Annotated in this window: 10 protein-coding genes; 6 read left to right on the top strand and 4 right to left on the bottom strand. The window is 71.6% G+C overall.

Going from position 1 to position 15,670, the window contains the following annotated elements; translation table 11 throughout:
* The first annotated feature begins 2 nt into the window (after positions 1 to 2).
* The 3 genes from ABZ780_RS21520 to ABZ780_RS21510 all read left to right on the top strand — a co-directional run bounded on the left by ABZ780_RS21520 (position 3) and on the right by ABZ780_RS21510 (position 5,024).
* Positions 3 to 1,430 (top strand): methyltransferase, encoded by a 1,428-nt coding sequence (locus tag ABZ780_RS21520; RefSeq protein ID WP_357487160.1) that lies wholly within the window; start codon positions 3 to 5, stop codon positions 1,428 to 1,430.
* 97 nt (positions 1,431 to 1,527) lie between these two features.
* A complete protein-coding gene (locus ABZ780_RS21515) occupies positions 1,528 to 3,546 on the top strand; it encodes a sulfatase-like hydrolase/transferase (protein ID WP_357487212.1) in 2,019 nt (672 codons plus the stop codon).
* A gap of 194 nt (positions 3,547 to 3,740) precedes the next feature.
* Entirely contained in the window at positions 3,741 to 5,024 is a 1,284-nt protein-coding gene (locus tag ABZ780_RS21510) for a citrate synthase (protein ID WP_357001766.1), read from the top strand.
* 619 nt (positions 5,025 to 5,643) lie between these two features.
* Here the strand turns inward: ABZ780_RS21510 and ABZ780_RS21505 are convergent.
* From ABZ780_RS21505 to ABZ780_RS21490, 4 genes are all read right to left on the bottom strand, one after another.
* The gene (locus tag ABZ780_RS21505) at positions 5,644 to 6,000 is read right to left on the bottom strand and encodes a nuclear transport factor 2 family protein (protein WP_357001763.1); all 357 of its coding nucleotides are present in this window, start codon (positions 5,998 to 6,000) and stop codon (positions 5,644 to 5,646) included.
* Positions 5,997 to 6,464 carry an SRPBCC domain-containing protein gene (locus ABZ780_RS21500; protein ID WP_357001761.1) on the bottom strand — a complete coding sequence of 156 codons (468 nt, stop codon included), beginning with the start codon at positions 6,462 to 6,464 and terminating at the stop codon, positions 5,997 to 5,999. The genes ABZ780_RS21505 and ABZ780_RS21500 overlap by 4 nt, the downstream gene beginning before the upstream one ends.
* Positions 6,465 to 6,582: 118 nt before the next feature.
* A complete protein-coding gene (locus tag ABZ780_RS21495) occupies positions 6,583 to 6,930 on the bottom strand; it encodes a metalloregulator ArsR/SmtB family transcription factor (protein WP_357001758.1) in 348 nt (115 codons plus the stop codon).
* A 635-nt stretch (positions 6,931 to 7,565) separates the two neighbouring features.
* Complete coding sequence (locus tag ABZ780_RS21490; protein ID WP_357487158.1) at positions 7,566 to 9,047, bottom strand: glycosyltransferase family 4 protein; 1,482 nt, start codon at positions 9,045 to 9,047, stop codon at positions 7,566 to 7,568.
* Positions 9,048 to 9,383: 336 nt separating this feature from the next.
* Here ABZ780_RS21490 and glgX point away from each other — a divergent pair, with 336 nt between their 5' ends.
* From glgX to treZ, 3 genes are read left to right on the top strand one after another with little or no spacing between them, the layout of a single operon-like run.
* Positions 9,384 to 11,501: a glycogen debranching protein GlgX gene (gene glgX, locus ABZ780_RS21485; protein WP_357487156.1), complete on the top strand. Its 2,118-nt coding sequence runs from the start codon at positions 9,384 to 9,386 to the stop codon at positions 11,499 to 11,501.
* A gap of 1 nt (position 11,502) precedes the next feature.
* Positions 11,503 to 13,800 carry a malto-oligosyltrehalose synthase gene (treY, locus tag ABZ780_RS21480; protein ID WP_357487154.1) on the top strand — a complete coding sequence of 766 codons (2,298 nt, stop codon included), beginning with the start codon at positions 11,503 to 11,505 and terminating at the stop codon, positions 13,798 to 13,800.
* The gene (treZ, locus tag ABZ780_RS21475; protein ID WP_357487153.1) at positions 13,797 to 15,521 is read left to right on the top strand and encodes a malto-oligosyltrehalose trehalohydrolase; all 1,725 of its coding nucleotides are present in this window, start codon (positions 13,797 to 13,799) and stop codon (positions 15,519 to 15,521) included. Before treY ends, treZ begins: the two co-directional genes overlap by 4 nt.
* Positions 15,522 to 15,670 lie beyond the last annotated feature (149 nt).

The following is a 15,670-nucleotide window of genomic DNA, read 5'->3' as shown; positions in this document are numbered from 1 at the left end:
CGATGACGACCTCACCCATCGGGGTACGCCCCGAACCGGCCTCCTTCCGCGACCCCGCCAACCGGGTCTTCCACGTCGGAGACGAGGTGCTGCGCGGGCTGGACGCACAGGCCGCCGAGCACTGGCGGACCCTGGCGGCCAGCCCGTTCTTCCCCACCCTGGTCGCCGCCGGCAAGCTCTGCGCCACCGAGGACGCCCCGCCGAGCCTCGTGCCCGCCGCGGCCGGGAAACCGTGGGCGGCGGTGCTGCGCCACGAGCGCATCCCGTTCGTCTCCCACCCGTACGAGTGGTCCTTCGGCATGCTGCGCGACGCCGCGCTGCTGCACCTGGAGATCCTGCGCACCGCCCTCGCCGACGGCTTCACCACCAAGGACGGCTCGGCGTACAACCTCCAGTGGCGTGGCGCGAAGCCGGTCTTCATCGACATCGGCTCCTTCGAGCCGGTCCGCGACGGCGAACCGTGGGCCGGTTACCGGCAGTTCTGTCAGACCGCGCTCTATCCGCTGCTGCTCACCGCCCACCTCGGCGTGGACTTCCAGCCCTGGCTGCGCGCCCAGGTCGACGGCATCGAGGCCGACCAGCTCCGTCCGCTCTTCGGCGGGGCCCGTCGGCTGCGCCCCGGCGTCCTGACCCACGTGCACCTGCACGGTGCCATGCAGCAGCGCAACGCCGCCGCCAGCACCAGCGACGTCCGCGCCCAACTGCGGGCCGCCGGCTACTCCCGCGAACTACAGGCGGCCACCGTACGCGGCATCGAGAAGCTCGTGCGCCGGCTGGAGCACCGCCCGTCGGGCAGCCACTGGACGGACTACCGGAGCACCTGCGGCTACTCCGCGTCCGACCGGGTCGCCAAGGAACAGTTCGTGGTCGCCGCGGTGGCCGCCACCCGCCCGCGCCTCGTGCTCGACCTGGGCGCCAACGACGGCCGGTACTCCCGGTTGGCCGCCGGGCACGCCGACTACGTGGTCGCCGTGGAGCAGGACCCGGCCGTGGTCGACGAGTTGTACCGGGCGCTGCGCTCCGAGGGGCAACGCCGGATCCTGCCGCTGGTGGTGGACCTGGCCGACCCGTCGCCCGGCGGCGGCTGGAGGGGCGTCGAGCGCGCCGGTTTCGCCGACCGGGCGTCGGCGGGCGTCGTCCTCGCCCTGGCCCTGGTGCACCACCTGGCGATCGGGCGCAACGTGCCGCTGCCCGAGGTCGTCGACTGGCTGGCCGGGCTGACCGCACCCGGGGGCGCGGTAGTGGTCGAGTTCGTCCACCCGGAGGACCCGATGGCCCGCCGACTGCTGGCCAACAAGCCCGAGGGCCTGTTCCCGGACTACCGGCGCGACACCTTCGAACGGCTCCTCGCCGCCCGGGGCCGCATCACCGAACGGCTGGAACTGCCCTCGGGCTCCCGCACGCTCTACCGGACGGTGATGGGTGGCTGACCCGGCCGCCGCCACCCCACCGGCGGAGCCGGCCCCAGACGCGCAGCTACCGGACCCGGACGCGCAGCCGCTGCCGTCGGACGCGCAGCCGCCGGACCTGGACGCGCAGACGTCGGCGCTGGGACGGTGGGACCAGGGCTGGCGCGGCGAGCTGGGCCGACTGCTGGAGGTGGTCGCGCTGGTCGGACTGGTCGTCACCCAGCCGCTGCTGGACGTGCTCGGCCGCAGCCCCGACTTCTTCCTCTTCCACCGCGCCGACCCCGGCCAGATCATGCTGCTGGTCGCCCTGGTGGCGGTCGTGCCCACCGTGCCCGTGGCGGCGCTCGGCGCGCTCAGTCGACTCGCCGGCCGGACCGCCCGCGCGCTCACCCACACCGTGCTGGTGGGGCTGCTGCTCGCCGCCCTCGCCGTGCAGGTGGGCCGGCACACGACGCCGCTTCGGGGCGTACCCCTGCTGCTGGTCGCCGCTCTGGCCGGCGCTGCCGGCGCGGCCGCGCACCGACGGTGGCGGGCGCCGGGCCGGGTGCTGCGACTGGCCGCCGCCGGGCCGGCGGCCTTCGTGGTGCTGTTCCTGCTCGTCTCACCCACCTCGGCGGTGGTGCTGCCGCGCGGCGACGGCGGCGCGGCCGGCACCGCGCAGGGCGCGGCCGTGCACCCGCCGGTGGTCATGCTGATCCTCGACGAGCTGCCGCTGGTCAGCCTGCTCGGCGCCGACGGCCGGATCGACGCGCAGCGGTTCCCGCACTTCGCCGAGTTGGCCGACGACTCGACCTGGTACCGCAACGCCACCGGGGTCAGCGGCTGGACCCCCAACGCGCTGCCCGCCATGCTGACCGGCCGCTACCCGGAGCGGGCCGTCGCGCCGCACTACACGCAGTACCCCGACAACATCTTCACCGCCTTCGGCGGCCTCTACGACGTCCAGGCCCAGGAGAGCATCACCCGGCTCTGCCCACCCAGCCGCTGCGAACAGCCGGTCACCCCCGAACAGGGGCTGGGCGTGCTGGTCCGCGAGACCGGCACGCTGCTTCGCCAGATCGCCGGGCCGACGCCCGCCCGGGTCGACCCGGAGGACTCCTACCGGGAGCAGACCCGGGCCGAGGCCGGCCTGGACGCCGCCGAGCCGGTGCCGGACGACCCGAAGTTCCGCTGGGACAGCCTCGACGACAACCAGCCGGCCCGGTTCACCAGCTTCCTCGCCGGGCTGAAACCCGAGCCCCGGCCCACCCTGCACTTCCTGCACCTGCTGATGCCGCACTCACCGTGGGCGTACCTGCCGTCCGGCGCCCGTTACGACGCCCCGGAGGACCTGCCCAACGACGGCGCGGGCTGGGTCGACCTGGCCCGGCAGCGGCACCTCGCCCAGCTCGGCTACACCGACCGGCTGATCGGCGAGACACTGCGGACGCTGCGCGCCAGCGGCCTCTACGACCAGGCCCTCGTCGTGGTCACCGCCGACCACGGGGTGAGCTTCCGCCCGGGCGCGCAGGGCCGCGGCATGGACGCCATCAAGGCCGCCGCCGGCGAGGTCGCCTGGGTGCCGATGTTCCTGAAGGAACCCCGGCAGCAGACCGGCCGCGTGGACGACCGCAACTGGGAGCACGTCGACCTGCTGCCCACCGTCGCCGACGAGGCCGGCATCCGACTGCCCGGACGCGTCGACGGCCGCTCCGCCCGGCAGGCACCGCGCCCGGACGCCACGAAACACTTCTACGACCGCCCCGGTGAACCGATCACCTTCCCCGGCGGGGTGCCCGCCCCGCCGCCGCTGCCGACACCGCACCCGCTGGTGGGCACCGAGGTCCAGGCCGGCCCGACCGGAGGCAGCGCCCGGGTGGCCGACCTGGCCGCGTTCCGGGCCACCGATCCGGACACCGGCGCCCTACCGGCGCTGGTCTGGGGTGACGTGCCGGACGCGATCCCCGACGGCACGCAGCTCGCGGTCGCGGTCAACGGCCGCGTCGGGGCGGTGGTCCCGGTGGTGCCGGCCGACCCCGGCGGGCGCCGATTCGCCGCGCTGCTCACCGACGACCGGCTGTTCCGGGCCGGGGCGAACCAGCTCGACGTCTACCAGGTCGCGGCGGACGGCACGCTGCGACGCCTCGCGCTGTCCTAGCACCGGTCGACGGCCAGTTCGGGTCGTTCCTGGGCGTCCCGGACAGCGGGATGGCGGGTTTCCCGGCTGGCGGGTCGGGAATCGGGTGACGCATACCTCACCGCCGAACCACGGCGGGCAGTGTCACCCCGACCGCAATTACGGTAGAAGCGAAGGCAATTCAACGTAGATCTGCCGGCGAAGCGAGGAACCACATGACGGAAGTCAAGCTCGATCACCCCGGTGGGCAGCTGTCGATGCCGGTACACCCTGCGGTCGAGGGCCCCGCCGGTGTCGGGGTGAGCAAGCTTTTGAAAGAAACCGGGATGACAACGTACGACCCCGGTTTCGTGAACACCGCCGCTGCCTCATCCGCGATCACCTACATCGACGGCGACGCGGGCATCCTGCGTTACCGGGGATACCCGATCGAGCAGCTGGCCGAGAAGTCCTCCTTCCTGGAGGTCTCGTACCTGCTCATCTACGGCGAGCTGCCGACCGAGCAGCAGCTGACCGAGTTCACCGAGTGGATTCGGCGGCACTCGCTGCTGCACGAGGAGATGCGCCGCTTCTTCGACGGCTTCCCCCGGGACGCCCACCCGATGGCAGTGCTCTCGTCCGCGGTGAGCGCCCTGTCGACCTTCTACCAGGACAGCCTGGACCCGTTCGACTCCGAGCACGTGGAGATCTCGACGGTCCGGCTGATGGCGAAGGTGCCCACCATCGCCTCGTACGCCTACAAGAAGTCCATCGGGCAGCCGCTGCTCTACCCGGACAACTCGCTGGGGTACGTCGACAACCTGCTGCGGATGACGTTCGGCGTGCCGGCGGAGCCGTACGAGGTCGACCCGGTGATGTCGAAGGTGCTGGACATGCTCTTCGTCCTGCACGCCGACCACGAGCAGAACTGCTCCACGTCGACCGTTCGGCTGGTCGGCTCCAGCAACGCCAACCTGTTCGCCTCGGTCTCGGCCGGCGTGAACGCGCTGTTCGGCCCGCTGCACGGCGGCGCCAACCAGGCGGTGCTGGAGATGCTCCAGAAGATCAACGCTGATGGTGGCGACGTCCGTTCCTTCGTCCGCAAGGTCAAGGACAAGGAGGACGGCGTCAAGCTGATGGGCTTCGGCCACCGGGTCTACAAGAACTACGACCCGCGGGCGGCGATCGTCAAGAAGGCCGCGCAGGACGTGCTGGGCCGGATGGCCAAGCCGGACCCGCTGCTGGACATCGCCATGGAGCTGGAGGAGATCGCGCTCGACGACGACTTCTTCGTCTCCCGTCGGCTCTACCCGAACGTGGACTTCTACACCGGCCTGATCTACAAGGCCATGGGCTTCCCGACCAAGATGTTCACGGTGCTCTTCGCGCTCGGCCGGCTCCCCGGCTGGATCGCCCAGTGGCGCGAGATGATCAACGACCCGGAGACCAAGATCGGCCGTCCGCGGCAGGTCTACGTGGGCGCCCCCGAGCGGAACTACGTACCCTTCGCCGAGCGCTGACCCTCCGCCTCTCGCACCACTTGTTGCACCACTTTTTGCACCATCGGCAGGCCGTCGACCCCATCCGGGTCGGCGGCCTGCGGCCTGTCCGGTCCGTGAGCCTGAGGCCTGTCTGGTCCGGGGGCCTGCGGTCTGTCTGGCCCGCGAGCCTGTGGCCTGTCCGGTCCGCGAGCGGCGGTCTTCCCGGCCTGCGAGCCTGTGGCCGGTCCGGTCCGGTCCGGTCCGGTCCGCGAGCCTGTGGCCTGTCCGGTCCGCGTGCGGCGGTCTTTCCGGCCCGTGTTGCCTGCGGCCTGTCTGGCCCCGCGCGCGTGCGGCTTTCCCGGCCCGCGTGCCTGTGGCTTTCCCGGTCTGTGTGCGTGCGGCTGCTCCGGTCCGAGCGCCTGCCCGCGTCTGGAGGCGGGTTCCGCGATGATCGACTCCATGTCGCCGATGTGGGGGTGTCCCTTGGCGGGGATACCGCGATGTCGGCGACATGGAGTCGATCAAGCGGTGCGGGCCGTGCCGGGTTGCGACGCATCCGCACATCCGGGCAGGCGCGGCAGTCCGTGCGGGCCTCGCGCCCTACCCCGCGGGGATCCGGTCGACGCCGGCCCGACGGAGCAGGCCGGCCGCCGACTTCTCAGGGCAGCGGGACGACGTACGAGTCGACGCGGGCGATCAGCCCGTCGCGGAACGTGAAAAGGTCATTGAAGGCGAACCGGAACGCGCCGTGGTCCACGCTGACGCCGCGACCCTCGCCGGTGGTGACGACGACCGGGCCGTCCTCGTGGACCCGATGAACGTCCAACTGAGGGCTGCCGGTGAACCCCGGGTTCTCGATCTCGCCGTCGAACTCCGCCTTGCCGCAGGTGGTGCGGTGACCGTGGATGACCCACTCGACGTCGTCGGTGAGGGTCGCGAGGATGCGCGGGTGGTCGCTGGTCCGAAAGCCGGCGAAGTATTCCGCGACGAGGTCACGTTGGGTCGTCTGTGTCATGTCGTGCTCCGTCCTGGTGTGGGCTCGTCGTGCTCGAGGTGAGTGGCGAGGGCGTCGAGGATCGAGGCGAGCCCGTTGGCGGCCTGGGTGCTGCGCAGCTCGGGGGGAAGCCGTCGCTGGTGGACGGTGAGATCGGTGCCGTCAGCGGCGGGCTGGACGGTGACGGTCGTGCGGAGGCCGGTGACCGGCTCGTCGAACACCAGCTCGTGCGGGGCGGTGATGCTCACGTAGACGAACCGGAGCCGGCGGGACGCACCGTTGGGCGCACGGGTGTCGAGCGCGAACTCGCCGCCGGGGCGCAGGTCCACGGTCACGGACTCCGGGGGCACCGTGGCGTGCGAGCCGCCCCAGAACGCGGCGATGCCGCCCGGTGAGGTGAACGCGGTCCAGACACGGTCGGGCGCCGCCCGGAGATGACGCCGGGCGATCAGTTCGTCGTCCCGGAGTTCCGCGCGGGCGGTCAACGGGCCACCCCGTCGCTTGGCAGCACTGCCCGGTGGTCAACCTCTTCTCGCTGGGCGCCTTCGACGTGAGCCCGGACGGCCGCTGACTGCTCCGTGGCCCGGCAGCTCCGCGCGGCGGTCAACGGACCGCTCCCTCGTCGCCGAGGTGCCGCTCAAGGGCATCGAGTCGGTCGTCCCATGCGCGGCGCTGCTCGTCGATCCACCCGCCGAGCAGCGACAGTTGGTCGGCCCTCAGTCGGCAGGGGCGTCTGGTGCCCTCGCGTCGCTGCTCGACCAGGCCACACCGGCGGAGGACTCCGACGTGGTGGGAGATCGCCTGTGGAGTGAGGTCGAACGGTTCGGCAAGCTCGCCCACCGTGGCGTCGCCCCGGGCGAGACGCGTCACCAGAGCGCGACGGACGGGGTCGCCGAGGGCAGCGAAGGCCGAGTCGAGATCGGGGCCGGGTGCCGCGAGTGAGGTGGACATGGCCCCACCCTAATGCAAACAACCCTTTGTGCAAGCCACTGTTTGCAAAGGCGTGGCGCAATGACGCCGATATGGCGGTATCCCGGCGCGGGGACACCGCCATATCGGCGACCTGGAGTCGATCAGCGCGGCGCGACGGACCCCGGGTCAGTGCCCGGTGCGACGGACCGGCTCAGCGGCGTGACGGGCCTGGGCCAGCGCGTGGCGCGATGTCGCCGATATGGCGGTATCGCGGCGCGGGGATACCGCCATGTCGGCGATATGGAGTCGATCAGCGGCGCGGCGCGGCGCACCCGGGGTCAGCGGTGCGGCGCGACGGACCCGGGGTCAGCGGCGCGGTGCGACGGACGGGGTCAGCGGCGCGGTGCGAGGGAGCCTGGGTCAGCGTGCGACGCAATGTCGCCGACATGGCGGTATCCCGGCGCGGGGACACCGCCATGTCGGCGATATGGAGTCGGTCAACGCGCGGCGCGATGGACCCGGTCAACGCGCGGCGCGACGGACCCGGGCCAGCGGCGCGACGGAGCCCGGGTCAGCGTGCGAGGCGGCGGACCCGGGTCAGCGGCGGGGCGGGGCCTGGGTCAGCGGTGTGCGGTGGAGGTGGACTGCGAGGGGAGCCGGCTGCGGGGCTGGGGTTACCGCAGTCCGGCGGCGGCGAGCAGGTTGCCCTCGGGCAGCGCCGGGAGCGCGCGGCCCTGGGACATGCGCTGCTCGGCGCGCTGGGCGGTGCACGCGGCGTCGGTGGCGATGGCGGCGGCGTAGCTGGCGGCGGTGCGCTGGGCGATGGCGGACCAGCCGTACTGGTCGTGGACCATCCGACGGGCGCGTCGGGCCATGGCGCGGGCACGGTCGCGGTCCGACAGCAGGGCGTCCACGGCGTCGGCGAGGCCGTCCGGGTCGTGCGGGCGGAAGGTCATCCCGGTCACCCCCGGCTCGACGATTTCGGCGAGGCCCCCGGTGGCGGCGACGGCCAGGGGTGCTCCTGCGGCGGCGCCCTCCAGGGCCACCATGCCGAACGGCTCGTAGATGCTGGGCACCGCGAAGCAGTCGGACGCGGCCATCAGGGCCGGCAGGTCGGTGCCGCCGAGGAAGCCCGGCATCGTGACCATGCCACCGAGGCCGCGGCGGTGCACCTCGGCCTCCAGTTCGGCGCGGTACGGGCCGTCGCCGGCGATCACGGCTCGCAGCCCGGGGTGGCGGTCCCGCAGCCGGGGCAGCGCGGCGATCAGGTGCTGTACGCCCTTCTCGTACACGAGTCGGCCGGCGAAGGTGACCAGCGGGCCGTCCCCGGCGAACCGGGCGCGTGCGGCGGCCACCGCGCGCGCCGGCACCTTCCAGCGGTGCGGCTCCACGCCGTTGGCGACCACGTCGACCCGTCCGGCCGGTACGCCGAAGAGCGCGTTCACCTCGTCCCGCATGTACGCGGAGCAGACGATCACCCGGCCGGACTCGCTGCTGAGCCACTGCTCGACACCGTGGATGGTGCGGTTCATCTCGTCGGGCAGCCAACCCTGGTGCCGACCGGCTTCGGTGGCGTGGATGGTGGTGACCAGCGGGATGTCCAGGTGGTCGCGCAACGTCATCGCGGTGTGGGCGACGAGCCAGTCGTGGGCGTGGATGACGTCGTAGGTGCCAGCCTCGGTGGCGCGCAGGGCGGTGCGGGTGAGGGTGTGGTTGAACGCCATCGTCCAGGCCAGCAGGGAGTCGGTGGCCAGGGGGAAGGTCACCGGGTCCTCGGGGGCGCGCAGGATGCGGACGCCGTCGGCGTACTCCTCAAGGGGTGCGCCTTCGGTGTGGCGGGTGACGACTGTGACGTCGTGGCCGGCGGCGGCCAGTGCCACCGACAGGGCGTGGACGTGGCGGCCGAGGCCGCCGACGAGCACCGGCGGGTACTCCCAGGACAGCATCAGGATGCGGCGGGTCTGCGGGGGCACCCCCGAGCCGCGCTGCGTTGGCACGGTGGCGCCGGGCTGCGCGGGAGGGCCTGCCTGCGCGGCGGGGCCGGGCTGCGGGGGAAGACCGGGCTGGGTCGGGAGCTGAGGCCGGGAGGTCAGGGTGGGCCGGTGGGTCCGGTCCACGGTGGTAGCGAGCTGCTCGTCGACCCGCAGGGTCGTCACAGTCAATCTCCGTCCATGCATGGTGGTGCGCGCCGGCGTCAGTGGCGGCGGAGCGAGAGGTGTAAGGGGTGGCGTAGGGCCGAGTGGGGGTACGCGCGGGCGTATATCCCCGGACAAGCAAAGGGCATCGAGCGCGATACCGCACCTTCAAAGGCGTGATGGTGATGGAGGACACCCGAGGGTGTAGCGCGCATCAGACAGGTGGAATCCGGTCACCGGCTGCAAGGATGGATTGGCGCGCCAGGGCGGGGGGCACTTACCGCGTGCGCGCGGGCGGGGTCTCCGCTGGCGCGCTCGTGGCGCGGCGCGCACACGACCATGGTGTGAAGGAGCGACATGCAGGTCTGGCCGGGCGAGCGGTATCCCCTGGGCGCCACCTACGACGGGATGGGCACCAACTTCGCCATCTTCTCCGAGGTGGCCGAGCGGATCGAGCTGTGCCTCTTCGACGAGTGGGACACCGGCGCCGAGCGCCGGGTCGAGCTGCGCGAGGTGGACGCCTACGTCTGGCACGCGTACCTGCCGGGCATCGAGCCGGGGCAGCGTTACGGCTACCGGGTGTACGGCCCGTACGACCCGGCGAACGGGCTGCGCTGTAACCCGCACAAGCTGCTGCTCGACCCGTACGCGAAGGCCATCGACGGTGACGTGACGTGGGACCCGGCGGTCTACGACTACGACATGGCGGAGCCGGAGCGGATGTCGGAGACCGACTCGGCGCCGTTCATGCCGAAGTCGGTGGTGGTCAACCCGTACTTCGACTGGGGCAACGACAAGCCGCCGCGCACCCCTTACCACCACTCGGTGATCTACGAGGCGCACGTACGTGGGTTGACCATGCGCCACCCGGACATCCCGGAGGAGTTGCGCGGCACGTACGCGGGCATCGCCTCCCCGCCGATGATCGACTATCTGACCCGGCTCGGGGTGACGGCGATCGAGTTGATGCCGGTGCACCAGTTCATCCACGACCACCGCCTGAACGACCTGGGGCTGCGTAACTACTGGGGTTACAACACGATCGGCTTCTTCGCCCCACACCACGGCTATTCGGCGCTGGGCCGGACCGGTCAGCAGGTGCAGGAGTTCCGGGGCATGGTCAAGGCGCTGCACGCGGCCGGCATCGAGGTCATCCTCGACGTGGTCTACAACCACACGGCCGAGGGCAACCACCTCGGGCCGACGCTGAGCTTCAAGGGCGTGGACGCGCCCAGCTACTACCGGCTCAGTGAGGAGGACCGCCGGTACTTCGTCGACTACACGGGCACCGGCAACAGCCTCAACGTGCGCAGCCCGCACTCCCTGCAACTGATCATGGATTCGTTGCGCTACTGGGTGACCGAGATGCACGTCGACGGTTTCCGCTTCGACCTGGCGGCCACGCTGGCCCGGGAGTTCTACGAGGTGGACCGGCTCTCCACCTTCTTCGAGGTGGTGCAGCAGGACCCGGTGGTCAGCCAGGTCAAGCTGATCGCCGAACCGTGGGACGTCGGCCCCGGCGGCTACCAGGTGGGCAACTTCCCGCCGTTGTGGACGGAGTGGAACGGCAAGTACCGCGACACGGTGCGGGACTTCTGGCGCGGCGAGCCGGCCACCCTCGCCGAGTTCGCGTCGCGGATCTCCGGCTCCGCCGACCTCTACCAGGACGACGGGCGGCGGCCGTTCCACAGCATCAACTTCGTCACCGTCCACGACGGGTTCACCCTCAACGACCTGGTGTCGTACAACGACAAGCACAACGAGGCCAACGGTGAGGAGAACCGGGACGGCGAGAGCCACAACCGCTCCTGGAACTGCGGTGTGGAGGGCGACACCGACGACGAGGGCGTGCTCGCCCTGCGGGCCAAGCAGCGGCGCAACTTCCTGGCCACGCTGATGCTGTCGCAGGGCGTGCCGATGATCGGCCACGGCGACGAGTTGGGTCGCACCCAGCGGGGCAACAACAACGCGTACTGCCAGGACAGCGAGCTGGCCTGGGTCGACTGGGACAACGCCGACGAGCAGTTGCTGGAGTTCGTCCGTACGCTCACCGACTTCCGCAAACGGCACCAGGTGTTCCGCCGCCGCCGGTTCTTCACCGGCCTGCCGGTGGGCGGGCGCGGCAGCGACGAGCCGCTGCCCGACCTGGCCTGGTACACGCCGGACGGGCGGGAGATGACCGGCGAGGACTGGGGCAACGACTTCGGCCGCTCGGTGGCGCTGTTCGTCAACGGGGAGGGCATCCGGGAGCGCGGCCAGTACGGCCAGCGCCACCACGACGCCTCGTTCCTGCTCTGCTTCAACGCCCACGACGCGCCGCTGGACTTCACGATGCCCGGCAGCGAGTACGGGCAGAAGTGGGAACGGGTCATCAGCACCGCCGACCCCGAGCCCGGCGACGTCACGGTGATCAGCGCGGGCGGCACCATCCGGGTGCCGGACCGCTCTTTGGTGGTGTTGGAGAGGACGATCTGACATGGCCGTGCAGTCCACGTACCGAATCCAGGTCCGTCCCGGCTTCGACCTGGACGCCACCGCCGCGATCCTCGACTACCTCGCCGACCTGGGCGTCAGTCACCTCTACAGCGCCCCGCTGCTGACCGCCACCCCCGGTTCGGCGCACGGCTACGACGTGGTCGACCACCGGGCGGTCAACCCGGAGCTGGGCGGCGAGGCCGCTCGGCAGCGGCTGCTGCGCGCACTGCGTGACAAGCAGCTCGGCCTGGTCGTCGACATCGTGCCCAACCACGCCGGGGTGGCCGTGCCGCCCGCCAACCCAGCCTGGTGGGACGTGCTGCGCCGGGGGCGCGCTTCGGCGTACGCCGACTGGTTCGACATCGACTGGGACCGGGGCCGGCTGCTGCTGCCGGTGCTGGCCGACGACCCGGCCGCCCTGGACGATCTCAAGCTGGTCGAGGGGGAGTTGCGCTACCACGAGCACCGCTTCCCAGTGGCCGACGGCACCGGCGACGGCAGCGCTCGGGAGGTGCACGACCGGCAGCACTACGAGCTGGTGTCCTGGCGTCGCGGCGACGCCGAGCTGACGTACCGCCGGTTCTTCGCCGTTTCCGGCCTGGCCGGTCTGCGGGTGGAGGACCCGGCGGTGTTCGCCGCCACCCACGAGCTGATCCTGCGCTGGGCGGCGGCGGGCGAGGTCGACGGCATCCGCGTCGACCACCCCGACGGCCTGCGCGACCCGGCCGGCTACCTGACCCGGCTGCGGGAGGCCGCGCCGGACGCCTGGCTCGTGGTGGAGAAGATCCTGGAGTACGGCGAGGAGCTGCCGGACTGGCCGGTGGACGGCACCACCGGCTACGACGCGCTTGCCGCCGTCAACGGCCTGTTCGTCGACACGGACACCGAGGGTGACTTCACGGCGCTGGACACCCGACTGACCGGGCACCACACCTCGTGGGAGGACCTGACCCACGACACGAAGCTGACCGCCGCCACCCGGCTGCTCGCCGCCGAGCTGACCCGGCTGGCCGCGCTCGCCCCCGACGTGCCGGCCGAGCAGGCACGCGCGGCGCTCGCCGAGTTGGCCGCCGCGTTCGCGGTCTACCGGGGCTACCCGCCGCACGGCGCCCGGCATCTCGCCGCCGCCCGCTCCGAGGCCGGCCGCCGTCGCCCCGACCTGGCCGGCGCCCTGGACGCGGTCACCCGCCGACTGCGCGACCCCGACGACGAGTTGGCCCGCCGGTTCCCGCAGTTCACCGGCGCGGTGATGGCCAAGGGCGTCGAGGACACCGCGTTCTACCGCTGGACCCGGTTCGTGGCGCTCAACGAGGTCGGCGGCAGCCCCGCCCACTTCGGGGTGCCGCCAGCGGAGTTCCACCGCTTCGCCGCCGCCCGCCAGGTCCGCTGGCCAGCCAGCATGACGACCGTCTCCACGCACGACACCAAACGCGGCGAGGACGTCCGCGCCCGCCTCGCCGTGCTCAGCGAGCTGCCGGGCCGCTGGGCCGAGCAGGTCAGTGCCTGGATGGAGTACGCCCCGCTGCCCGACCCGGCCTTCGCCCACCTGCTGTGGCAGACCGCCGTCGGCGCGTGGCCGATCGAGCGGGAGCGACTGCACGCGTACGCCGAGAAGGCCGCCCGGGAGGCCGCGGCCTCGACCAGTTGGGCGGACCCCGACCCGGTGTTCGAGCAGGCCCTGCACGCGGTGATCGACATGATGTACGACGACCCGAGCCTCCACGACGAGCTGACCGAACTCGCGGCGGCGATCGCCCCGGCCGGCTGGTGCAACTCGCTGGGGCAGAAGCTCATCCAGCTCACCATGCCCGGCGTCCCCGACACCTACCAGGGCACCGAGCTGTGGGACAACTCCCTCGTCGACCCGGACAATCGCCGGCCGGTCGACTTCGACGTGCGCCGAGAGATGCTGGCACGCCTCGACGGCGGCTGGCGTCCCCCGGTCGACACCGACGGCGCGGCGAAGCTGCTCGTCGTGTCGCGGACCCTGCGCCTGCGGCGGGCGCACCCGGAGCTGTTCACCGGCTACCGGCCGGTGCCGGCGCACGGGCCGGTGGGCCGGCACGTGGTGGCGTTCGACCGGGGCGGCGTGATCGCCGTGGCGACCCGGCTGCCGCTCGGCCTGGCGCGTGCCGGTGGGTGGTGTGACACAGCCCTGTCGCTTGGTGTTCACGAGGTGAAGGACCTGTTCACCGGGCGGGTCTACAGTGGCGGAGAGACGCCTCTGGACAACCTCCTGGCCGACTATCCCGTCGCACTGCTGGCTCCTCCCACCGCTTCCGTGGAGGCTGCTTCATGACCGAATTCTCCGTCTGGGCACCGGACGCCAGCCGGGTCCGGCTGCACCTGCCCGGCGCCGCCGACCGCGAGATGCGCGCCGCCGCCGACGGCTGGTGGCGGGTCGAGGTGCCCGACGCCGGCCTCGACTACTCCTTTCTGCTGAACGACGACGAAACCCCACTGCCCGACCCCCGCTCTCCGTGGCAGCCTGAGGGTGTGCACGGGCCGAGCCGCCGCTACGACCACTCCGCGTTCGAGTGGTCCGACGGCTCGTGGACGGGCCGGCAACTGCCCGGCAGCATCCTCTACGAGCTGCACATCGGCACCTTCACCCCGGAGGGCACCTTCGACGCGGCCATCGACCGCCTCGACCACCTGGTGAACCTCGGTGTCGACCTGATCGAACTGCTCCCGGTCAACGCCTTCAACGGCGAACACAACTGGGGGTACGACGGCGTCTGCTGGTATGCCCCCCACGAGCCCTACGGCGGCCCCGACGGCCTGAAACGGTTCGTCGACGCCGCCCACGCTCGCGGGTTGGGGGTGATCCTCGACGTTGTCTACAACCATTTCGGGCCCTCCGGGGCCTACGCGCCGCGGTTCGGGCCCTACCTCGCCGAGCAGAGCAACAGTTGGGGCCGCTCGATCAACCTGGACGGCCCGCACTCCGACGAGGTACGCCGCTACATCATCGACAGCGTGCTCATGTGGCTGCGCGACTACCACGTCGACGGGCTGCGTCTGGACGCCGTGCACGCGCTGCCCGACTCGCGGGCTGTGCCGCTCTTGGAGGAGCTGGCCGTCTCCGTCGAGTCGCTGTCGACGCACCTGGGGCGGCCGTTGTCGCTGATCGCCGAATCGGACCTCAACGATCCACGGCTCATCACGCCCAGGGAGGCGGGTGGGCTCGGGCTGCACGCCCAGTGGAACGACGACGCCCACCATGCCCTGCACACGCTGCTGACGGGGGAGCGGCAGGGGTATTACGGGGACTTCGGGTCGCTGGAGACTCTGTCGGACGTGCTGACGGGCGGGTTCTTCCACGCGGGGACCTGGTCGAGCTTCCGCAACCGTCACCATGGGCGGCCTCTGGATTCCCGTGTCCCTGGTCATCGGCTGGTCGCTTACTTGCAGAACCACGACCAGATTGGGAACCGGGCTACCGGGGATCGGATCTCTGCGTCTCTGTCGCCTTCGCTGCTCCGCGTTGGGGCTACGTTGCTGCTGACGGCGCCGTTTACGCCGATGCTGTTCATGGGGGAGGAGTGGGCGGCTTCCACGCCTTGGCAGTTCTTCACCTCGCATCCGGAGCCGGAGTTGGCTACTGCGGTGGCTCTTGGGCGGCGGCGGGAGTTCGCGTCGCACGGGTGGGCTGAGGGGGACGTGCCTGATCCGCAGGACCCGGAAACGTTCGTGCGGTCGCGGTTGGACTGGGCGGAGCTGGACAAGCCTGAGCATGCCTCGATGTTGGCTTTTTACCAGCGGTTGATTGCGTTGCGTCGGTCGGTGCCTGACCTGTCGGACCCTCGGATGCACGCGGTGTCTGTGCAGCACGGGGACCAGTTTTTGCTGATGCGGCGGGGGGAGACGCTTGTTGTCGCCAACTTCGCTGGGCGGGGGCAGGGGGTGTCGCTGCCTGGGGTGGCGCGGCGGGTGCTGCTGGCCACGGGGGAGGGGGTCACGGTAATGCGTGACCGGATCGAGTTGCCGGCTGAGACTGCGGCGATCGTGGCGCTCTAGCCAAACGGCAGCGTTGCACAGGCCTGCGGTCGGTTTCTGGCTAAGCTGTGACGTGCGTCGGTGACCCTGGAGGGGCAACCCGGTCTGGCTGTTATCCGCGCCCGCACGCGCAACTCGCCTGTTCGCGCCGGCTTCACTGCGCGCTTCAG

Origin of the sequence: Micromonospora sp. NPDC047467, assembly GCF_040643095.1 — a bacterium.
GTDB lineage: Bacteria > Actinomycetota > Actinomycetes > Mycobacteriales > Micromonosporaceae > Micromonospora.
Note: the sequence above shows the minus strand (reverse complement) of the source record. Positions and strands in the feature narration are given on the sequence as shown.

What these genes read in the sequence shown, in the direction of transcription:
- ABZ780_RS21520 (WP_357487160.1), top strand. Translation starts at nt 3, where the DNA reads ATGACGACCTCACCCATCGGGGTACGCCCCGAACCGGCCTCCTTCCGC.
- ABZ780_RS21510 (WP_357001766.1), top strand. Translation starts at nt 3,741, where the DNA reads ATGACGGAAGTCAAGCTCGATCACCCCGGTGGGCAGCTGTCGATGCCG.
- ABZ780_RS21505 (WP_357001763.1), bottom strand. Translation starts at nt 6,000, where the DNA reads ATGACACAGACGACCCAACGTGACCTCGTCGCGGAATACTTCGCCGGC.
- ABZ780_RS21495 (WP_357001758.1), bottom strand. Translation starts at nt 6,930, where the DNA reads ATGTCCACCTCACTCGCGGCACCCGGCCCCGATCTCGACTCGGCCTTC.
- glgX (WP_357487156.1), top strand. Translation starts at nt 9,384, where the DNA reads ATGCAGGTCTGGCCGGGCGAGCGGTATCCCCTGGGCGCCACCTACGAC.
- treY (WP_357487154.1), top strand. Translation starts at nt 11,503, where the DNA reads ATGGCCGTGCAGTCCACGTACCGAATCCAGGTCCGTCCCGGCTTCGAC.
- treZ (WP_357487153.1), top strand. Translation starts at nt 13,797, where the DNA reads ATGACCGAATTCTCCGTCTGGGCACCGGACGCCAGCCGGGTCCGGCTG.